Annotated in this window: 20 protein-coding genes and 2 tRNA genes; 19 read left to right on the top strand and 3 right to left on the bottom strand. The window is 47.5% G+C overall.

Features of this window, described 5'->3' with window-relative positions:
- The 9 genes from rpsK (at position 1) to ACESZH_RS05650 (ending at position 7,663) form a co-directional block, all read left to right on the top strand.
- Positions 1–396 carry a 30S ribosomal protein S11 gene (gene rpsK, locus ACESZH_RS05690; RefSeq protein ID WP_373213322.1) on the top strand — a complete coding sequence of 132 codons (396 nt, stop codon included), beginning with the start codon at positions 1–3 and terminating at the stop codon, positions 394–396.
- Between the two features lie 18 nt (positions 397–414).
- Positions 415–1,008 carry a 30S ribosomal protein S4 gene (gene rpsD / locus ACESZH_RS05685; protein WP_373213324.1) on the top strand — a complete coding sequence of 198 codons (594 nt, stop codon included), beginning with the start codon at positions 415–417 and terminating at the stop codon, positions 1,006–1,008.
- Between the two features lie 96 nt (positions 1,009–1,104).
- Entirely contained in the window at positions 1,105–2,064 is a 960-nt protein-coding gene (locus ACESZH_RS05680; RefSeq protein ID WP_373213326.1) for a DNA-directed RNA polymerase subunit alpha, read from the top strand.
- Positions 2,065–2,326: 262 nt separating this feature from the next.
- Positions 2,327–2,863, top strand: coding sequence for a 50S ribosomal protein L17 (gene rplQ / locus ACESZH_RS05675; protein ID WP_373213328.1), 537 nt, complete (start codon positions 2,327–2,329; stop codon positions 2,861–2,863).
- A gap of 155 nt (positions 2,864–3,018) precedes the next feature.
- Positions 3,019–4,356, top strand: a complete 1,338-nt coding sequence (locus tag ACESZH_RS05670) for a MurT ligase domain-containing protein (RefSeq protein ID WP_373213331.1) — start codon at positions 3,019–3,021, stop codon at positions 4,354–4,356.
- The gene (locus ACESZH_RS05665; RefSeq protein ID WP_373213333.1) at positions 4,353–5,084 is read left to right on the top strand and encodes a type 1 glutamine amidotransferase; all 732 of its coding nucleotides are present in this window, start codon (positions 4,353–4,355) and stop codon (positions 5,082–5,084) included. The genes ACESZH_RS05670 and ACESZH_RS05665 overlap by 4 nt, the downstream gene beginning before the upstream one ends.
- 133 nt (positions 5,085–5,217) lie before the next feature.
- Positions 5,218–5,379, top strand: a complete 162-nt coding sequence (rd, locus tag ACESZH_RS05660) for a rubredoxin (protein WP_373213336.1) — start codon at positions 5,218–5,220, stop codon at positions 5,377–5,379.
- Between the two features lie 107 nt (positions 5,380–5,486).
- Positions 5,487–6,113 (top strand): WYL domain-containing protein, encoded by a 627-nt coding sequence (locus ACESZH_RS05655; protein WP_373213337.1) that lies wholly within the window; start codon positions 5,487–5,489, stop codon positions 6,111–6,113.
- Positions 6,114–6,127: 14 nt separating this feature from the next.
- Positions 6,128–7,663 (top strand): sugar-binding protein, encoded by a 1,536-nt coding sequence (locus tag ACESZH_RS05650; RefSeq protein WP_373213339.1) that lies wholly within the window; start codon positions 6,128–6,130, stop codon positions 7,661–7,663.
- A gap of 101 nt (positions 7,664–7,764) precedes the next feature.
- Here ACESZH_RS05650 and ACESZH_RS05645 read toward each other — a convergent pair whose 3' ends face one another.
- On the bottom strand, positions 7,765–8,334 hold the full coding sequence (locus ACESZH_RS05645; RefSeq protein ID WP_373213342.1) for a xanthine phosphoribosyltransferase: 570 nt from the start codon (positions 8,332–8,334) through the stop codon (positions 7,765–7,767).
- 208 nt (positions 8,335–8,542) lie between these two features.
- On the opposite strand from ACESZH_RS05645, the gene ACESZH_RS05640 reads away from it, so the two are divergent.
- The 3 genes from ACESZH_RS05640 to ACESZH_RS05630 all read left to right on the top strand — a co-directional run bounded on the left by ACESZH_RS05640 (position 8,543) and on the right by ACESZH_RS05630 (position 10,124).
- Positions 8,543–8,770, top strand: coding sequence for a hypothetical protein (locus ACESZH_RS05640; RefSeq protein WP_373213345.1), 228 nt, complete (start codon positions 8,543–8,545; stop codon positions 8,768–8,770).
- A gap of 169 nt (positions 8,771–8,939) precedes the next feature.
- Entirely contained in the window at positions 8,940–9,269 is a 330-nt protein-coding gene (locus tag ACESZH_RS05635; protein WP_373213684.1) for a metal-sensing transcriptional repressor, read from the top strand.
- 24 nt (positions 9,270–9,293) lie between these two features.
- Positions 9,294–10,124: a P-loop NTPase gene (locus ACESZH_RS05630; protein ID WP_373213347.1), complete on the top strand. Its 831-nt coding sequence runs from the start codon at positions 9,294–9,296 to the stop codon at positions 10,122–10,124.
- A gap of 55 nt (positions 10,125–10,179) precedes the next feature.
- On the opposite strand, the gene ACESZH_RS05625 is transcribed toward ACESZH_RS05630, so the two are convergent.
- A complete protein-coding gene (locus ACESZH_RS05625) occupies positions 10,180–11,061 on the bottom strand; it encodes a LysR family transcriptional regulator (protein WP_373213349.1) in 882 nt (293 codons plus the stop codon).
- 157 nt (positions 11,062–11,218) lie between these two features.
- On the opposite strand from ACESZH_RS05625, the gene ACESZH_RS05620 reads away from it, so the two are divergent.
- From ACESZH_RS05620 to ACESZH_RS05610, 3 genes are all read left to right on the top strand, one after another.
- Positions 11,219–15,022 (top strand): phosphoribosylformylglycinamidine synthase, encoded by a 3,804-nt coding sequence (locus tag ACESZH_RS05620; protein ID WP_373213352.1) that lies wholly within the window; start codon positions 11,219–11,221, stop codon positions 15,020–15,022.
- Between the two features lie 140 nt (positions 15,023–15,162).
- Positions 15,163–15,235 (top strand) — tRNA-Val (locus ACESZH_RS05615).
- 24 nt (positions 15,236–15,259) lie between these two features.
- Positions 15,260–15,333, top strand: a tRNA-Met gene (locus tag ACESZH_RS05610).
- 270 nt (positions 15,334–15,603) lie between these two features.
- On the opposite strand, the gene ACESZH_RS05605 is transcribed toward ACESZH_RS05610, so the two are convergent.
- A complete protein-coding gene (locus ACESZH_RS05605) occupies positions 15,604–16,530 on the bottom strand; it encodes a hypothetical protein (RefSeq protein ID WP_373213353.1) in 927 nt (308 codons plus the stop codon).
- A gap of 597 nt (positions 16,531–17,127) precedes the next feature.
- Here ACESZH_RS05605 and trpE point away from each other — a divergent pair.
- The 4 genes from trpE to trpC all read left to right on the top strand — a co-directional run bounded on the left by trpE (position 17,128) and on the right by trpC (position 21,327).
- Entirely contained in the window at positions 17,128–18,609 is a 1,482-nt protein-coding gene (trpE, locus tag ACESZH_RS05600; protein WP_373213355.1) for an anthranilate synthase component I, read from the top strand.
- Complete coding sequence (locus tag ACESZH_RS05595; protein WP_373213358.1) at positions 18,606–19,178, top strand: aminodeoxychorismate/anthranilate synthase component II; 573 nt, start codon at positions 18,606–18,608, stop codon at positions 19,176–19,178. The genes trpE and ACESZH_RS05595 overlap by 4 nt, the downstream gene beginning before the upstream one ends.
- Before the next feature lie 274 nt (positions 19,179–19,452).
- On the top strand, positions 19,453–20,463 hold the full coding sequence (gene trpD, locus ACESZH_RS05590; RefSeq protein ID WP_373213359.1) for an anthranilate phosphoribosyltransferase: 1,011 nt from the start codon (positions 19,453–19,455) through the stop codon (positions 20,461–20,463).
- A 51-nt stretch (positions 20,464–20,514) separates the two neighbouring features.
- Complete coding sequence (gene trpC, locus ACESZH_RS05585; RefSeq protein ID WP_373213361.1) at positions 20,515–21,327, top strand: indole-3-glycerol phosphate synthase TrpC; 813 nt, start codon at positions 20,515–20,517, stop codon at positions 21,325–21,327.
- Positions 21,328–21,338 lie beyond the last annotated feature (11 nt).

The raw sequence follows: 21,338 nt of genomic DNA, 5'->3' as shown, positions 1-21,338 counted from the left end.
ATGGCAAAAACAACTAAGAAAACGACAACAAAACGCCGTGTCAAGAAAAACGTTGAACACGGACAGGCACATATTCAGTCTTCCTTTAACAACACAATTGTTACTCTGACTGACAGCGAAGGAAATGCTCTTTCCTGGGCAAGTGCCGGTGGTCTGGGATTTAGAGGTTCAAGGAAATCTACCCCTTATGCAGCACAGATGGCAGCAGAGACTGCAACAAAAGCTGCTCTTATTCATGGATTAAAAACAGTAGACGTAATGGTAAAAGGACCTGGCTCCGGCCGCGAAGCTGCAATCCGTGCCCTTCAGGCATGCGGACTTGAAGTAACAAGTATCCGTGACGTAACTCCGGTACCACATAACGGATGTCGTCCACCAAAACGCAGAAGAGTCTAATTAGGAGGTAAGGCTGAGATGGCAGTAGATAGAACACCGGTTCTGAAAAGATGTAGATCCCTGGGACTTGACCCAATCTATTTAGGAATTGATAAAAAATCCACAAGACAGTTAAAACGTGCTAACCGTAAAGTATCTGAGTATGGTACACAGTTAAAAGAAAAACAGAAAGCAAAATTCATTTACGGAGTACTGGAAAAACCTTTCCGTAACTACTACAAGAAAGCCGACAGAATGAAAGGCCAGACTGGTGAGAACCTGATGGTTATGCTGGAGAGCAGACTTGACAATGTGATCTTCCGTATGGGATTTGCAAGAACAAGAAAAGAGGCACGTCAGATCGTTGACCACAAGCATGTACTGGTAAACGGAAAATGCGTAAAGATTCCGTCCTACCTTGTAAAAGCTGGCGACACTGTAGAAATCAAAGAAAAATGCAAAGGTTCTGACAGATACAAAGGAATCCTGGAAGTAACCGGCGGAAGACTTGTTCCGAACTGGCTGGATGTTGACCAGGAGAACTTAAAGGGCGTTGTAAAAGAGCTTCCTACAAGAGAAGAGATTGACGTTCCTGTAAACGAGATGCTTATCGTCGAGCTGTATTCTAAGTAAGCCTTTTGGTAACTATTCAGCAGGTATTGCTGAATAGTTACGCCTTTTGATTAATACCCTCAAAATGTTGATCAACCCAGAAGGAGGGAACTTTTAGTGTTTGATTTCAATAAACCAAAAATCGAAATTACCGAGATATCCGAAGATAAAAAATTTGGAAGATTCGTTGTAGAACCTCTGGAAAGAGGATACGGTACCACACTTGGCAATTCTCTTCGCAGAATTATGCTGTCCTCCCTGCCGGGAGCAGCAGTAAGCCAGGTAAAGATTGATGGTGTCCTTCATGAATTCAGCTCCATCCCGGGCGTAAAAGAAGACGTTACCGAGATCATTATGAATCTGAAGAGTCTTGCTATTAAGAATAACAGCTCTGACAATGAGCCGAAGACCGCATACATTGAGTGTGAGGGAAAAGGTGTTGTGACTGCGGCTGATATTCAGGCAGATCAGGATATCGAAATCATGAATCCGGATCAGGTAATTGCGACCTTAAATGGAGGTAAGGACTGCAGACTTGCAATGGAGCTTACCATCACCAAAGGACGCGGATACATCAGTGCGGATAAAGGCAAAACTGAGGACATGCCTATCGGCGTTATCGCTGTTGATGCGATCTACACTCCGGTAGACAGAGTAAACATGATTGTAGAGAATACACGTGTTGGTCAGGTAACTGACTTTGATAAGCTGACATTGGATGTGTACACCAACGGTACATTAGATCCGGACGAGGCCGTGAGCCTTGCAGCAAAAGTATTAAGCGAGCACTTAAGCCTTTTCATTGACCTTTCCGAAAATGCAAAGACCGCTGAGGTTATGATCGAGAAAGAAGACAATGAAAAAGAAAAGGTTCTGGAGATGAGCATTGACGAGCTTGAGCTGTCTGTTCGTTCCTATAACTGCTTGAAGAGAGCTGGCATTAATACAGTTGAAGAATTGTGCAATAAGACTTCTGACGATATGATGAAGGTTCGTAACCTTGGTCGTAAGTCACTTGAAGAAGTACTTGCAAAACTGAAAGAGCTGGGATTACAGCTCCAGCCTACAGAGGAATAGAGCACTTAGCGAAAGCAAGCTGTTAGGCGCAGCTTGAGGTTAGTGCGAATTCCGCTCGAAGGAACTTAATGAGGACAAGCGAAAGCGCAGGCCGAATTTAGTGAATCGAGCTTCCTCAGCGAGCATGAGCGAAGCGAATGCGAGGTTAGTTGAGGAAACTGTAGAACTTGTTAGCTAACTATATTACAGTGGGGTGCCAAAGCAATGGTACAGTAAGACCGAACAAGCATGTATTGTTGTCCCACAGATGGAGGAAAATAAAATGGCAAAATATAGAAAATTAAGCAGAACTTCTGATCAGAGAAAAGCTCTTTTAAGAAATCAGGTAACAAATCTGTTATATCACGGAAAAATCGTTACCACTGAAGCGAAAGCAAAAGAGATCCGCAAAATTGCTGAAGGTCTTGTTGCTATGGCAGTTCGCGAGAGAGACAACTTTGAGACAGTTACCGTAACTGCAAAGGTTGCAAGAAAAGACGCTGAAGGCAAGAGAGTAAAAGAGGTTGTTGACGGAAAGAAGAAAACCGTATACGATGAAGTACAGAAAGAGATCAAGAAAGACGCTCCTTCCAGACTTCACGCACGCCGTCAGATGCTGAAAGTATTCTATCCGGTTAAAGAAGTTCCGGCTAAAGGCGCTGGTAAAAAGAAAAACACCAAAGACGTTGACATGGTTGCTAAAATGTTCGATGAGATCGCTCCGAAGTACGCTAACCGTAACGGCGGTTACACCAGAATCGTAAAGATTGGACCGCGTAAGGGCGATGGTGCTATGGAAGTTTTAATCGAGCTGGTTTAATTTCCTGTAAATTGAATTGAAAATACGCATGAAAAGAGATATTTACTTATGTAGATATCTCTTTTTTATCTGGCTCCCTCTGTACATTTCCCAAAAAAAGGTTATACTATACATGTAACTTTTTAGAACAACAGTGATTAAAGGATAAAAAACCAATGAAAATAAGAACAATGGCTGCCGTCTGCGCAGCAAAATTCGCGGGCTTTGCCTGCCGTAAGATGGGGCGTCAGGGTGTGACCTGGGCAGGAAAAATCGCATTGAAGATCGATCCACATATTCTGGAGGAGCTTTCCGGTCAGGTGAGAGAGAAGATTTTCGTTGTGTGCGGGACAAACGGAAAGACAACCACGAATAATATGCTTTGTGCTGCCTTGGAAGCAGAGGGAAAAAAGGTCATATGCAACCACACAGGTTCCAATATGCTGAACGGTGTGGTGGCGGCTTTCGTGCTGGCGTCCGGCTTAGGGGGAAAGGTTGATGCCGACTATGCCTGCATCGAGGTGGATGAGGCTTCCACCCGCCACGTTTTCCCGGCAATCAAACCAGACTATATGGTAATGACAAATCTTTTCCGTGATCAGCTTGACCGATACGGCGAAATTGATATTACTATGAATATTCTGGAAGAAATGATCCGTAAGGTACCCAAAATGAAGGTGATCGTAAACGGTGATGATGCACTGTCGGCATATCTTGCCATGGACAGCGGAAATGAGTTCGTTACTTACGGAATCAGCAAGCCGGTTATGAAAAATGAGACAAATGAGATCCGGGAGGGGCGTTTTTGTAAATGCTGCGGTGAGAGGCTTATATACAGTTTTTACCATTACAGCCAGCTTGGAGATTACAAATGCCCGAAATGCGGTTTTGCAAGACCGGAGATTCAGTACGACGCAGACGATGTAAAGGTAGATGATCAGATTTCCTTCAGGGTGGAGGGCAGGCAGATTACTGCCAACTATAAAGGCTTTTACAATGTATATAATATTCTTGCCGCTTATGCAGGTGTGCGTACGGCTGGTTTTGCCGCAGAGCATTTCAACGATATGCTGAAAAGATTCAATCCGGAAAACGGAAGAATGGAGCAGTTCCGCATCAGGGGCTGTGGCGTTACATTGAATCTGGCAAAGAATCCGGCTGGTTTTAACCAGAATATCTCCGCAGTTATGCAGGATAAAAACCCAAAGGATATCATTATCACCATCAACGATAATGCCCAGGACGGAACTGACATTTCCTGGCTGTGGGATGTGGATTTTGACAGACTGCGGGATGAGAGCATCAAATCCATTACAGTCAGCGGAATCCGCTGTCAGGATATGCGGCTGAGGATGAAATATGTGGATATTCCTTCCATGCTGGAAGGGGATGTGGAGAAAGCGATCAGAGCCCGTATTGAGGATGGTGTAGGCAATCTGTATGTGCTTGTGAATTATACGGCACTGTTTTCCACCAGAAATATACTGAAGAGGATGGAGGGAGAAAAGGAATGAAGCTGACGATTGGACATTTATATCCGGATCTCCTGAATCTGTACGGTGACAGGGGAAATATCCAATGTCTGATGAAGCGCTGTCAATGGCGTGGGATCGAAGCAGAAACAATTGCTTTTGAGTTGGACGATAAGATTGATTTTTCCAGACTGGATATTGTACTTTTGGGGGGCGGCTCAGACAGGGAGCAGCTGCTGGTCAATGAGAAGTTAAAAGAGATTCAGCACGATTTTAAGGCATATGTGGAAGATAATGGGGTAGTGATCGCAATCTGCGGCGGCTATCAGCTCCTTGGGAAATACTATAAGACAGAACAGGGGACGATCACGGGACTTGATCTGGTGGATTTATATACAGAACAGGGAGAGGGCAGACTGATCAGCAATATTGTTCTGAAAAGTGATCTGTTTGACATGCCTGTGGTGGGCTTTGAGAATCATGGCGGACGCACCTGTATCAACGGCTGCAAACCGCTTGGCAAAGTGCTTTACGGTTCAGGTAATGACGGGAAAAGCGGATACGAGGGAGTTGTTTACAAAAATGTGATCGGCACATACCTTCACGGACCTCTTTTGCCAAAAAATCCGCAGCTCGCGGACTGGCTTATTTCCCACGCGCTTGAAAAGAAATACGGAAAGCCTGTGGAGCTTCCGGAGCTTGATGACAGCCAGGAAAAAGAAGCAAACGATTATGTATACCATCGTTTTGTGAAAGAAAATATTTCCTAATGAAAACTCTTGCATTCATAGAAAGCAGATTGTATAATGTCGATATGAGATGAAACTGAAGAAAATTCAAGTCATGGGTATGAATTTTCTGAATTTTCATTAGTTTAATGATAATTAGAAGGGAGAAAATATAATGCAGAAATATGTTTGTGGACCATGTGGGTATGTGTATGATCCGGAGGTTGGCGATCCAGACAGCGGAATCGCACCAGGAACGGCATTTGAAGACCTTCCGGAAGATTGGGTTTGCCCGATTTGCGGTTTAGGAAAGGATGAGTTCGCACCGGAGGAATAATCTTACCGGTTAGAAAGGTGCCGAAAGCAGGGGAGCTTTTGACACCTTTTTATCGTATAAGCGAAAACAAAGGGGAAGAATGGAGTATCAGGGATAAGGGGAGAGTTATGCCAAAATCGAATAATCAGAAAGGAAAGATTTTGTATCTGGAGAGAATTCTGCATGAAACAGGGGAGGACCGCACGGTTACTATGCAGGAGATCCTTTCAGAGCTTTTGAAGTATGGAGTGACAGCGGAGCGCAAGAGTATTTACGATGATATGGAAGTGCTGCGCTCTTTTGGTATGGATGTCAGATATCGCAGAGGAAGGCCGGGAGGATATTATCTGGCTGGCCAAAAAGCACCGGAGAAGACAGAAACGGAATCCAAAGAAGCAGTGTACCAGGTAGCAGAAGTGCAGGATGCACAGGTGGCGGAAAAGCAGGAAGCAGCTATATCCGGCACTGTCTGGAAATTTGATCCGGGAGTACGCCGGAAGGACATGAAAACACTGAAGCTCCTCTGTGGAAACTCTGTAAAAAAAGAGGTACAGGATTATTTCGGAGACTTTGCCCAATATAAAGATAAGGGAGCCGGATATTTTACCGCTTCCGTACAGGTGGCGGAAACGCCGCAGTTTTATGGTTGGCTGACTGCGATGGGACATGAGGTACATATCGCGAAGCCGAAAAAAGCAGCACAGGCGTACCGGGACTACCTGAAAGGGCTGGCTAAGGAATATAAAGGTATTTGAGAAAGGGTTGGATTATGAAGAAAAAAACGGCAGGAATCCTGCTGGGGCTGATCATATCTGCTGCGTTCCTTGCCGGATGCGGCAAAAATGAAGCAACCGAGGCAGTCAACGAGAGCGTGGAAACAGAAAAAGAGGGAAACGGAGACGACGCGGAGACGGAGGAAGCCGAAAAAGAAAAAAAGGAAAAAGAAAAGCAGGAGAAGAAAGCGGAAGAGGAGGCTGAAAAGGCTGAGAAGACCGTTGATTCGGAAAAGGAAACCGCATCGGAAAAAAAGGAGGAAAAAGAGGAGCAGACAACAGAAGAAAGCGATGAGGAAGAAGCAGAAGAGGAGCCGGCAGAGCCGCTTCAGAAGGTGGGAGTGCTTTTTCCGTCTGACAGCTCTGACGAAAGGTGGATCCTTGACAGAAATGAAATGAAGGCGCTTTTGAAGGAAGATGGCTATGAGGCTGAGATCCTGTTTGCTCAGGATGATGCAGATACCCAGATTTCACAGATCCGCGGACTTTTGGAGGATGAGATGCTGGCAGCATTGATCGTTGCTCCTGTGGATGAGTATTCTCTGTCTGAAGTATTGGAGGAGGCAGACGAACTGTCAATTCCCATATTTGATTACGACAAGCTGATCATGGATACCGATACGCTGAAGTATTTTATAACATTTGATACAAGGGCGGTTGGAAACCAGATCGCAGAAAATCTCATAAAGCTTAAGGGTTTGGAAAAGGCGCAGGAAGAAGGCAGAACCTATACCATTGAATTTGTTATGGGTGCGCCGGATGACAGTGCAGCGCTGTTTCTGTTTAACGGAATCATGGAAAAACTGCAGCCCTATTTTGATGCGGGAACACTTGTATGCAGGTCTGAGAACCTTACTTTTGATGACACGTCTGTGATGCGCTGGAGCAGCGATACGGCAAAGGATAAGCTGAAAGAGATCATCAGCCAGTATTATCAGGAAGAGGGAACACCGGATATTATCTGTACGGCTTATGATGCTTTTGCCCAATCAGCTATAGAGCTTCTGGGAGAAAAGGAAATCTATCCGGGCAATGAGAACTGGCCTGTTGTGACAGGCGTTGGAGCAACAGCGGAAGCTGTAAAGAGCGTAGCAGAGGAAAAACAGAGCTTTACTGTATTTTTAGACAGCAGAACTCTGGCAGAAGAATGTGTAAAAATGGTTGACACCTATCTGCAGGGAGAAACGCCGGAGGTCCAGGATTACAATCAGTATGACAATGGTGTGAAGATCATCGGAACATATACCTGTGACGGCAGGGTCATCGATAAGGATAATTACCAGATCTTGATTGATAATGGATATTACCTGGAGCACGAGGTCGCTCCGGAACCAAGTGCCACACCGACACCGGAACCGACAGCCACGCCGACACCAGAGCCGACGACCACGCCAACACCGGAACCGACAGCTACGGTTACTCCAAAAGCTACGGCGACACCTTCACCGAAAACAACTTCGGCACCGGAGCCGACAGAAAAGCCTGAAGAGGCGCCTGAAAAAGCAACAGATTCCGAGAATAAGAAGGCATAGGAATATCTTTATCCATAATGAAATGCCCGCCGTATGGAAAATATACGGCGGGTATGATTATGTACCGATATAAATAGGGATATTTGCTGCGGAAGCAGCTATTAACGGAAGGTCAGAGAATCGTCGCTCATAGAATCAATGATGGCAAGGGATTCCAGGCGGATACCCATGTCACGGATCTGCTGACCACCGGGCTGAAAGCCTTTTTCAATGACGATTCCGGCGCCCTCCAGTACAGCTCCGGATTTCTGGACGATATCAATGAGGCCAAGCAGTGCGCAGCCGTTTGCAAGAAAATCGTCGATCAGGAGGACATGGTCCTCAGGCTGGAGGAATTTTTTCGCAAGGATTACATCATATACTTTTTTGTGGGTGAAGGATTCCACCTTTGTGGTGTACATTTCACCATCCAGATTGACGCTCTGTGCTTTTTTTGCAAAAATAACGGGTACATGGAAATACTGAGCTGCAATGCAGGCAATTCCGATACCGGATGCCTCGATGGTAAGAATCTTGGTGATAGGACAATCAGAAAAACGGGCTTTAAACTCCTTGCCGATTTCGTTGATAAGGTCGATATCCATCTGATGATTCAGAAAGCTGTCTACTTTTAAAATATTACCTGGTTTTACAACGCCGTCTTTTAAAATGCGGTCTTTTAAAAGCTTCATGATTCCCTCTCCTTTGGCTTCTCAAAATGAATTATTCTTTATGATACGACATTCTTCGGAGAAGTTCAATTATTTTTGACAAAAAAACATAAAATGTTATAATGAAGAATAGCTGAGCCGTAGAGCGAAGCTATTCGCCGCGGTGCGATTTGCGAAAGCAAATTGCAGCGATACCCGCAGTTCCTGCATTTTAGGAAAGGATGAGCCTATGAAAGAGTACGAAGTAATATGGGAAATTTTTAATAAATGCCCCCGAAACCAGATGCGTGATGTAATGGTGGAGGAAGTGGAGTTGGATGACCCGGAGGAGTATGTAAAAAAGAAATTCGAGGGAAAAGAGGTTTCCTACGAAAAGACTGTTCTTGCAGATGGAACCATCATTTTTGATATCGTGACCTCTCAGATAAAACAGCGCTGCTCCTTTACAGAAATATAGACGATATGATATAATGTCAACACTTGGCGAGTGCAAGCCGTCAGGCGCACGGGATTGACCCGAAATCAGCCGTGACAACAGGACGTAACGTCCGCTCTGCCAGTGGGAAGGAGAATCCATGAGCACAGAGAATGAGACAAAAGCTGTCCGGGACCAAGGGACAGAGGAGATACATGGTGACCATATTCATGTTCTGGAGGATGGGACGGTGATTCATCACAGCCACGGACATAAGCACAGCCATGCGCAGACGAAAGCCGTGCTGAACCGTCTTTCGAGGGCTATCGGTCATCTGGAATCCATCAAAAGGATGGTAGAGGACGGACGGGACTGTTCGGAGGTTTTGATCCAGCTTTCAGCAGTAAAGTCTGCCATTAATAATACAGGAAAGATCATACTCCAGGATCATATCGAGCATTGTATCGTAGATGCGGTGGAGCATGGAGACAGAGATGCCATCAAGGAGCTGGAAAAAGCGATAGACCGCTTTATGAAATAAATTGTTAAAGGAGAATAAATTACAATGGCAAAAGAATGCAACAGTACAACATGTGACAAATCAAGCTGCGAAGGCTGTTCCAAAAAGAATAACCCTCAAAGTCTCCAGGAGACAATGAACGTGTTTTCTGATGTGAAGCATGTCATTGGCATTGTCAGCGGAAAGGGCGGCGTAGGAAAATCCTTTGTTACCGCATCACTGGCAAACCGTATGGCTAAAAAAGGCTATAAAGTAGGTATTATGGACGCTGACATTACCGGACCGTCCATTCCGAAGATGTATGGTTTAAAAGGCGCTGCACAGGCAAATGATGACGGTATTTTCCCAATGGAAACCAAAAACGGGATCAAAGTAATGTCCATTAACCTGCTGCTTCCCACAGAGGAAACCCCCGTTATCTGGAGAGGACCAATCCTGGCAAATATGGTAAAGCAGTTCTGGACAGATGTGATCTGGGGAGATCTGGACTATCTGTTTGTAGATATGCCTCCGGGAACCGGCGATGTACCGCTGACCGCATTCCAGTCACTGCCTATTGACGGTGTAGTGATCGTTACCTCACCGCAGGATCTTGTAAGCATGATCGTAAAGAAAGCCTACAACATGGCTGAAATGATGAAGGTTCCTGTTCTGGGCATTGTGGAGAACTACAGCTATGTAGCCTGTCCAGACTGCGGAAAGCAGATCAAGGTGTTTGGAGAAAGCCATATTGACGAGGTTGCCCAGTCTCTGGGATTGAAGGTTTTGGGCAAAATGCCGATTGAGCCGACCTACGCATCAAAGGCAGATGCAGGGTGTTTTGAGGAGATTGACAATTTCTATATTGAAGAAGCAGATGCGGTAATGCCGCAGTAATCTGCGGTTTTCAGAGCAGATAAAACGCCGTCCGGAGTAAGACCGGGCGGCGCTGTTATATTTCAGGAAAATATTCCACAAACCGTTCCGCGGCCTGGGGAAGCGGGACAGAAGGATGTGGAACCAGCACCATCCGGCGCCTGGGGAGAGGCTGTGTCAGATTGACACGGACCAGGTTCTTTTCCCGGTCAGTGAGCATATAGTCCGGAACACAGGCAAAACCAAGGCCGATGCGCGCCAGGTCGATCAGAAGGTCATTGCTGTTCAGCTCGATTTCAGGAGCCAGATTCATGCCCTGCGCGGCAAAAAAGCGGTGCAGATATTCACTGGTTGTGCTCTTGGAGGAAAGCATGAGGATCGGAAAGTCCAGAAGCTGTTTCAGCTCCATGGGCTTTTCTTCTATGGGAAAGCAGGTGGGATTTGCCACAAAAACATCCTCAAACTCCTTTACGGTTTTCATTCTGGTGTGACCGTAGAGCCGGGAATTGGGAAAATTGCACACGATCAGATCTACCTGGCGGTTTTCAAGAAGGTCCACACAGCCGATGGAGGTACTGTTGGTCACTTTAATGCGGACATTCGGATGATCCTGGTGGAAGCGCCGCAGGTAATCAATGAGGAAATAGCGGCAGATGGTGTCGCTGGCGCCGATGCGGAGCTGCCCGTTCAGGGCATTTGCATTGGAGAGAAGTGCCTCGCCGCCGTTCAAAAGCTCCATGGCAGGCTTTACATGAGAAAAAAGGATTTCACCTTCCGGGGTAAGGGAAACCTTTTTAGTACTGCGGATAAAAAGAGGATGGTTCAGCTTTTTTTCCAGGGTTTTTACAGACTGACTCACAGCAGACTGAGAGATGAAAAGCTGTCGGGAAGCCTCCGAGAAGCTTAAGGTAGAGGCGACATAATAGAAAACCTTGTACAATTCCAGATTAACGTCCATGGCAGTATTCCTTTACTTATTTGTGTATATAATAAAAAAATATAAGATATATTAATTTTACTAATGATATAACTTATGATACTATAGTAACCGTAAAAGTGCAAGAGATAGATGGAACGCGTATTGTATCCATACCAAAAGTTGAAAGGAGTTTTCTATGAGCAACGTAAGACGAGTGTATGTAGAAAAGAAACCTGCTTTTGCTGTAAAGGCAAAGGAGCTGAAACATGAGATCAGCAGCTATCTTGGCATTAAAACCGTGACAGCCGTAAGAGAACTGATTCGCTATGATGTAGAAAATATTTCCGATGATGTATTTGAAAAAGCATGCAGAACCGTATTTGCAGAGCCTCCGGTAGATGATCTTTACCTGGAGAAATTCGACACGGCAGAAGGTTCCCGCATTTTTTCCGTAGAATATCTGCCGGGACAGTTTGACCAGAGAGCAGACTCCGCAGTACAGTGTGTACAGTTTCTGGATGAGAACGCAGAGCCAGTGATCCGTTCCGCAACCACTTATGTGATCGAGGGTGAGATCACAGAAGAAGAGTTTGAGGCGATCAAAGAACACTGCATTAACCCGGTAGATTCCAGAGAAACAGGTATAGAAAAGCCGGAAACCCTGATCACAGAGTTTAAGGATCCGGAAGATGTAAAAATCTTTGAGGGATTTTCCAATATGCCGGAGGACGAGCTGAAAGAGCTTTATGCATCTTTGAATCTGGCAATGACCTTTAAGGATTTCCTTCATATCCAGAATTATTTCCGCGATGAGGAAAAGCGTGATCCATCCATGACAGAGATCCGTGTTTTGGATACCTACTGGTCAGACCATTGCCGTCACACCACCTTCTCCACAGAGCTGACAGACGTAAAATTTGACGAGGGCGATTACAAGGAGCCCATCGTCAGCACTTACCAGCAGTATCTTGCAGACAGAGAGATCATTTACAAAGGCCGTGACGACAAGTTTGTGTGCTTGATGGACCTTGCTCTTATGGCTATGAAAAAGCTTAAGGCAGAAGGAAAACTGGCAGACCAGGAAGAGTCAGACGAGATCAACGCCTGCAGCATTGTGGTGCCTGTTGATGTTGACGGAAAAGAAGAAGAGTGGCTGATCAACTTTAAAAATGAGACACACAACCATCCTACTGAGATCGAGCCTTTCGGTGGAGCAGCCACCTGTCTGGGCGGCGCCATCCGTGATCCCCTTTCCGGACGTACCTATGTATATCAGGCAATGCGTGTGACCGGAGCGGCAGATCCCACTGTTTCCGTGAAGGAGACATTAAGGGGCAAGCTTCCACAGAAAAAGCTGGTAAGAAGCGCAGCTCACGGCTACAGCTCCTATGGAAACCAGATCGGACTTGCTACAGGATATGTAAAAGAGGTTTATCATCCAAACTATGTGGCAAAGCGTATGGAGATCGGCGCGGTTATGGGAGCAGCTCCCAGACGTGCGGTGATCCGTGAAAACTCTGACCCGGGAGATATCATCATCCTTCTTGGCGGTCGTACAGGACGTGACGGTATCGGCGGCGCTACCGGTTCCTCCAAGGTTCATACGGAGGCTTCCATCGAGGTCTGCGGCGCAGAGGTTCAGAAGGGAAATGCACCTACCGAGCGTAAGATCCAGCGTATGTTCCGCCGCGAGGAGGTAAGCTATATTATTAAGAAATGCAACGACTTCGGTGCAGGCGGCGTTTCCGTTGCAATCGGAGAGCTGGCAGCAGGTCTGCGCGTAGATCTGGATAAGGTTCCGAAGAAATATGCAGGCCTTGACGGAACAGAGATTGCCATTTCCGAATCACAGGAGCGTATGGCAGTTGTGGTTGATCCGAAAGATGTGGAGAAGTTCCTGGGCTTTGCAAACGAGGAGAACCTGGAGGCTGTTCCGGTTGCTGTGGTAACAGAGGAGCCGCGTCTTGTGCTGACCTGGAGAGGAAAGGAAATCGTAAACATTTCCCGTGCGTTCCTGGATACAAATGGAGCACATCAGGAGACAACTGTGGAAGTGGAGATCCCAAATAAAGAGGGCAACATGTTCCGGGAGCGTCCGGATGTACAGGATGTAAAAGGAAAATGGCTGGAAGTTCTGGGCGATTTAAATGTTTGCTCTCAGAAGGGCCTGGTAGAAATGTTTGACGGCTCCATCGGCGCCGGCAGCGTGTTTATGCCTCACGGCGGCAAATACCAGCTTACCGAAACACAGACCATGGTGGCAAAGGTTCCGGTACAGAACGGAAAGACGAACACCGTAACCATGATGAGCTATGGCTTTGACCCGTATTTGTCCTCCTGGAGCCCATACCACGGCGCTGCATATGCAGTTACGGAATCCGTGGCAAGAATCGTGGCATCAGGCGGTGATTATAAGAAGATCCGTTTCACCTTCCAGGAATACTTCCGTCGTATGACAGAGGATCCCAAGAGATGGAGCCAGCCTTTTGCAGCGCTGTTAGGCGCTTATTCCGCACAGATGGGCTTTGGCCTGCCTTCCATCGGAGGTAAGGATAGTATGTCCGGAACCTTCAATGATATTGATGTTCCGCCTACACTTGTTTCCTTTGCGGTAGATACTGCGAAGCTGAAAGACATTATTACACCTGAGCTGAAAAAAGCCGGCAATAAGCTGGTTTGGCTGCGTGCCCCGAAGGATTCCTTTGATCTTCCGGATTACCCGGCTATTATGGAGCAGTATGAGAAGCTTCACAATGACATCCAGGCTGGCAAAGTAGTTTCTGCTTATGCACTTGACCGCCATGGTATTGCGGCAGCGGTGAGCAAGATGGCATTTGGAAACGGCATGGGTGTGAAGATTGAGCATAACCTTGACCCGAGAGACTTCTTTGCACCGGGCTTTGGCGATATTATCATGGAGGTTCCGGACGGCAAGGTTGGCGAGCTGTCCATTACCTATACTGTGATCGGTGAAGTGACAGATGACCGGAAATTCTCCTATGGAAATGCAGAGATCGATCTGGCTAAGGCTTATGACACATGGACTGGCACACTGGAGAAGGTATTTAAGACGGTTTCCGGCGAAAGCGGCCCGTTTGACGGCCCGACCTCTGTCTTTGTAAAACCGGATGATGAGGATGCGACCTATGAAAATGGTCTTTACAATACGAAAAAGGTTTATGTGTGCAAAAATAAAGTGGCAAAACCGAGGGTATTTATTCCTGTATTCCCTGGTACCAACTGTGAGTATGACAGCACCCGTGCGTTTGAGCGGGCCGGCGCAGAGGTGGATGTAAAGGTATTTAAAAACCTGACCGCTGAGGATATCCGCGATTCTGTGGAGATTTTTGAGAAAGCCATCAGCCAGGCGCAGATGATCATGTTCCCAGGCGGCTTCTCCGCAGGCGATGAGCCGGACGGCTCTGCCAAGTTTTTTGCAACCGCATTCCAGAATGCAAAGATCAAAGAAGCGGTTATGAAGCTGTTAAATGAGCGTGACGGACTTGCTCTTGGTGTCTGCAACGGTTTCCAGGCTCTGATCAAGCTGGGACTTGTACCGTACGGCGAGATCTGCGGGCAGAAGGAGGACTCTCCAACACTGACCTACAATACCATTGGACGCCACATTTCCAAGATGGTCTATACAAAGGTAGTGAGCAACAAATCCCCATGGCTGCAGCTGGCAAAGCTTGGCGGTGTTTACTGCAATCCGGCATCACACGGCGAGGGACGCTTCGTGGCAAGCCAGGAGTGGATCGCAAAGCTTCTGGCAAACGGTCAGGTGGCTACCCAGTATGTAGATGTGGACGGAAATCTGGATCAGTCCGAGGAATGGAATGTAAATGGTTCCTACTACAGCATCGAGGGAATCACCAGCCCGGACGGACGTGTCCTGGGCAAGATGGCACACAGCGAGCGTCGTGACAACGGCGTAGCCATCAACATTTACGGCGAGCAGGATATCAAAATCTTTGAATCCGGCGTGGAATACTTTAAATAAATCAACTGGCCCTGCCTCCTGGCGGGGCCGATTTTTTTGAAAAAAATCGAAAAAAGTTATTGACAATTCCTTACAATAAATAGTATAATAGCAAAGCAAGTTACGAAAGAACTAATTGATTTTCAATTTTCTTTCGATATGGGGTCTTAGCTCAGCTGGGAGAGCATCTGCCTTACAAGCAGAGGGTCATAGGTTCGAGCCCTATAGGCCCCATACTTTTGAGTAAAAACAGTTTATGGCGAGATAGCTCAGCTGGCTAGAGCACACGGTTCATACCCGTGGTGTCGAGGGTTCAAGTCCCCCTCTCGCTACTATGGAGAAGACGTCGGACAGGGCGTCTTTTTTTGTGTGTCATAAGAAAGCACTTTTGGGTTGAACAAATGATAGGGAATGGTTTGTGATCAGGAAAAAGACTGCGCCGCGATCCATAGCTGTGCTCATACATACGCGAAGGAGTCGTAACAAAAAATCTGAGATGAAGAAATGTATCCACATCTCAGATTTATTGCTTTTATTAGTTGTCTTTTATCCGGTTCCGGTGTGATCCGGACCTTCGTCTCGTGGGACTCTTCTGCAGTCTGTTATTCCGGCAGCTTTGAAAGATACTCCTCCCGTTCGTTCTCCGGTATTTCCAGTATCTCCATTGCACGATCTGCCGTCATATTCAGGGCTTTCATCATTTTTGCAATATCCTCTGATTTCGTCTGTTGTATTCCCTGCTGTATGCCCTCCTGTTTGCCTTCCCGCAGGCCCTCCTGTTTGCCGTCTTCCCAGCCCTCTTCCCTGGTCTGGCGAATATGCTTTTCTTCATCGTATTCGTATATGCTCACTTTTTTCGCCTCCGCTCTGTTCCTGCTCAGAAAGTCACTCAGGATCCCCTCCCGGATGCATTCCGTGATGGCGCGCTCCACTGCCGCCTCTATGGGACTTTCTTTCGCGTAGCTTCGCACCCGGAACGTATACTCCGCATAATCCTTCAGCGTTTTGCAGGCTTCCATGAGCCTGCCGTTTCTGCCTTTGTTTATGTTCAGCATCACTGCGGTCAGTTCCAGGGACGGCGCCTCATCCGGTACGGTGTACAGCGCCGACAGCGGCAGCACCTTTCTGTCCGGATGATCCGCCTCTCCGTTGTAAAAGATCACAAACCTGGGCGTGGGGATCTGAATGGCTTTTGTTCCATATAAATTCTCATCTTTTGTAAGTTCGGAATAAATATCCGCCGCATACATCAAAAAACGCAGCGGAAGATTGGGGTTGTAGGTGGACTGGTGCTCATACAGGTTCAGGCGCAGGTCTATGATAAAGGATACATCGTTGCGCATGGACATATACACCGCGTTTTCCAATGTATTTACCACCAGGTCCTCTGGATCATCGTAGTGAGTCCCGTTCACCGCATTATAAAGCTCCAGCAGTTCCTTCTTATCGCTGAATACCATTTCAAATATCCTGGCCTTGTAGGTGCGGTTGGGCTGCGGGCTGACAAATGAACCGTTCGTAGATGTCATAAAATACCTCCTTTTTTCTAAGTGCAGGAGGCTCTCACATACCCTTTCGTTCCCCCGAAACCCCGCTGCTGTTATCTGGATAAAGCATTGAGATTTCTTTGCTGATGCCGGACGGCAGAAATGATATCAGATATGAAAAACTTTCAGAACAATAGAAATGAAATGCTTTGTATCATTATAGCACGATTTGGACCGGCGCGCCAGTATCTTTTCGGGATAAATTTTCGCAAAAGGGTTGACAAACAGAGGAATTTGTGCTAATTTTATATACAAATTTAACAGATTAAACCGATGAAGCGGGGATAAAAGCAGTTATGCGCGCACAGAGAGTCCGGGGAGGTGAGAGCCGGATGGAGAGGCAGGCTGCCAAATGGGCCGCGGAGGGCGCAGGGAAAGGCATTAGCTCAGTATTCTGCGACGTGTGGGCATACGTCAGTTGCCGGGAATATGAAAGTATTTCGCTAAGTGCACAGCAAAGGCTGTGAAGCAAGGTGGCACCGCGGGTGAATGATAAGCTCGTCCTTGACAGAAGAAGAAATTCTGTCAGGGATGGGCTTTTTGTATTGCAGATATTTTAATTAAAATGGAGGTGTTCAGATGTATCCAACCTATGAAACGATAAAACAACTGGCAGAAACAGGGGAATACAGACGGATTCCAGTGTACCGTGAGCTTTATGCAGACCGTTACACACCTGTTGAAGTGATGCGGATACTGCGGGGCGCAAGCCGCCACTGTTATCTTTTGGAAAGCGCAAGCCAGACCGAGGTATGGGGCCGGTATTCTTTTCTGGGCTATGAACCGGAAATGGAAATCACCTGCACAGACGGTCTTATGAAGATTCGGAAAACAAGAGTCGAGGGCAGTGAGGAAATACGGCATGTTACCCATCCGGGCAGCGTTTTAAGGGAGATCCTGGCACAGTATAAAAGTCCTGTGATGGAAAATATGCCTACCTTTACAGGTGGCCTGGTAGGATATTTTTCATATGATTATATTAAATACAGTGAGCCGAAGCTGGAGCTTCACGACGAAAAAGAACAGGACTTCCGCGACATGGATCTGATGCTTTTTGATCAGGTGATAGCCTTTGACCATTACAGGCAAAAGGTACTGCTGATCACAGGCGTCATGACGGAAAATCTGGATCAGTCTTACAAAGCGGCAGAGGAAAAGCTGGAGGAAATGGCAAATCTGATCAAAACAGGAACGCGCACAGAATTCCCTCCCATCAGGCTGGAGTCTGAAATAAAACCACAGTTTCCAAAGGAAAGATATTGTGAAATGGTGGAAACAGCCAGACATTATATCCGGGAAGGCGACATTTTCCAGGTAGTCCTGTCCAATCCCATGAGAGCCAAAGCCCAGGGAAGCCTTTTTGACACCTACCGGGTACTGCGAGCCACAAACCCATCGCCCTATATGTTTTATTTTTCCAGCGATGACATAGAAATCGCCGGAGCCTCCCCGGAGACCTTGGTAAAGCTGGACAACAAAAAACTCAGCACCTTCCCCTTGGCAGGAACAAGACCAAGAGGAAAAACAACGGAAAAAGATAAAGCCCTAGAGGAAGATCTCCTGAATGACGAAAAGGAGCTGGCAGAGCACAATATGCTGGTAGACCTGGGCAGAAACGACATAGGGAAGATCAGCAAGATTGGCACAGTAGAAGTAGAAAAGTACCTGACCATTGAACGCTTTTCCTGCGTCATGCACCTCGGCTCCACCGTAACCGGAGAAATCCGGGACGACAAAGACGCCGTAGATGCCGTAGACGCCATACTCCCTGCAGGAACCCTGTCCGGCGCGCCAAAATTCCGCGCCTGCCAGATTATTCAGGAGCTGGAACAAAGCAAACGCGGCATCTACGGCGGTGCCATTGGCTATATGGACTTTACCGGAAACCTGGACGTATGCATCGCCATCCGCCTGGTCTATAAGAAAAACGGAGAAATCTGCATTCGCTCCGGCGCCGGAATCGTAGCCGACAGCGTCCCGGAAAAAGAATTTGAAGAGTGCTGCAACAAAGCCAAAGCCGTAGTAAATGCCATTCACCTGGCAGAGGAGGGACTAGAATGATTCTACTAATTGACAACTATGACAGCTTTTCCTACAACCTGTACCAATTGATCGGCTCCGTAGAGCCCGACATAAAGGTAATCCGAAACGACGAATGCACCCTGGAAGAGATCGCCGCCATGGCCCCAAAAGCCATCGTCCTCTCACCAGGCCCCGGCCGCCCCTCCGACGCCGGAATCTGCATCCCCGTCATCCAAAGATTTTCCGGCCAGCTTCCCATCCTCGGCGTATGCCTTGGTCACCAGGCAATCTGCGAAGCCTTCGGCGCCACCATCACCTACGCCCAGGAACTTATGCACGGAAAACAAAAGAAAATATGCCAGGTCCGCGAAAATAAACTATTTAAAGGCCTCCCCCAGGAATTCCCAGCCGCCCGCTACCATTCCCTGGCCGCCGCCCCTCAAACCCTCCCGGAAGAGCTAAAAGTAACCGCAACCTCCCCCCAAGGCGAAGTCATGGCCGTGGAACACAAAACCCACCCAACCTTCGGCGTCCAATTCCACCCCGAATCCGTCATGACCCCCACCGGCAAAACCATGATCCAAAACTTCATAACCACCATCAAATAAAGCAAACAAAGCACTCCCAATCCCATTCCATAACGGAGCGGATAAAAAACAGCAACCACCCCCAACCGTATAGGAGATAAAAACACCAACCGAGTCTCCTAACCGCACAAGGAGAGAACACGAAAATCACACCCCAACCACGCGCCCGTGCAAAGAAAAACCTCACGCTGCAAGCGGGGCCAACAGGGGGAGTGCGAGGGGGCATTCGGCCTTCGCAACTCCGAGATTGCCCACTCACGGTTTTCCCTCATTTTATCAAAAGGAGAAAAAAATCATGATCAAAGAATCCATAATCAAACTATCCAAAAAACAAAACCTCACCTACCAGGAAGCCGAGTCTGTCATGAACGAAATCATGAGCGGCGCCGCAACCCCCGTCCAAATGTCCGCCTACCTCACCGCCCTTTCCCTGAAAGGCGAAACCATAGACGAGATCACCGCCTCCGCTGCCGGAATGCGCGCCCACTGCATCAAGCTCCTCCACGACATGGATGTCCTGGAAATTGTGGGTACAGGCGGCGACGGCTCAAACTCCTTCAATATCTCCACCACCTCCTCCCTGGTAATCGCAGCAGGCGGAGTACCTGTCGCAAAACACGGAAACCGCGCCGCCTCCTCAAAATCCGGCGCTGCCGACGTTTTGGAAGCCCTGGGCGTAAAAATTACCCTTACCCCTGAGCGAAGCGCAGAAATCCTGAAAAAAATCAACATCTGCTTCCTGTTCGCCCAAAACTATCACATTGCCATGAAATACGTTGCTCCCATCCGTAAGGAGCTTGGCATCCGCACCGTATTTAACATCCTTGGCCCGTTAAGCAACCCCGCCGGAGCCAACATGGAGCTTATGGGCGTATTCGATGAGTCCCTGGTAAAGCCCCTTGCAGAAGTCATGGCAAACCTGGGCGTAAAACGTGGAATGGTAGTATTTGGACAGGATAAACTGGATGAAATTTCCATGAGCGCTCCCACCTCTGTCTGCGAGATCAAAGACGGAAACTTTACATCCTACGTCCTGACCCCGGAACAATTCGGCTACACCCGCTGCAATAAGGAAGAACTGCAGGGCGGCACCCCCGAAGAAAACGCTGAGATCACCCGCTCTATCCTGGAATGCAGGGAAAAAGGCGCAAAACGCCAGGCCGTATGCCTGAACGCAGGCGCAGCCCTCTACATTGCCGGAAAAGCAGACACCATCGAAAGCGGCGTAAAAATGGCAGAAAACCTCATTGACAGCGGCGCAGCCCTGAAAAAGCTGGAGGAATTCATCCAGGAAACAAACTGCTAGTATAAGGTTCATCAGAAAAAGGAACCTCAAAACCTGATAAGTGAGAGAAATATGAATATATTAGATGAAATTGCAGCAAAAACAAAAGAGAGGATCCAGGAAGAAAAAATCCATCTCCCATTAACCGAACTCATCAGACAAACAGAAAGCATAGAAAGCGTAAACCCTCCCAAACAGACCTTTCTGGAAGCACTGAAAAAACCAGGAATGTCCTACATCTGCGAGGTAAAAAAAGCATCCCCCTCCAAGGGACTGATCGCACCGGATTTTCCCTATCTGAAAATCGCCGGGGAATATGAAGCGGCAGGCGCATCAGCCATCTCCTGCCTTACCGAACCGTTTTATTTTATGGGAGCCAACCAGTATCTGAAAGAAATCACGGACCAGGTAAACATTCCTGTCCTCCGCAAGGATTTCACAGTAGACGAATACATGATCTATCAGGCAAAAGCCCTGGGGGCATCAGCCATACTTTTGATCTGCGCCATTCTGGATGACGCTCAGCTCAAGGCATACCGGCAGCTTGCCCAGGAGCTTGGTATGGACTCTCTGGTGGAAGCCCACGATGAGGAGGAAGTTACCCGGGCGCTGGACAGCGGCGCAAGGATCGTAGGCGTGAACAACCGGGATCTTAAAACCTTCCGGGTAGATATGAAAAACAGCATCCGCCTTCGCCGGATGGCCCCTGAAGACGTGGTATTTATATCCGAAAGCGGCATCAGCACCCCGTCGGACATCAATATTCTTTATGAAAATCAGGTGGACGGAGTTCTCATCGGCGAAACCCTTATGAGAAGCCCTGATAAAAAAGCTGCCCTGGAAGCATTAAACGGCGGACCGCTGGATGCCCTTACCGGCCGCTAATGAGGAGAATA

This window comes from Ruminococcus sp. 5_1_39BFAA (assembly GCF_964240875.1).
GTDB lineage: Bacteria > Bacillota > Clostridia > Lachnospirales > Lachnospiraceae > Blautia_A.
This window is presented reverse-complemented; position numbering and strand designations above follow the sequence as displayed.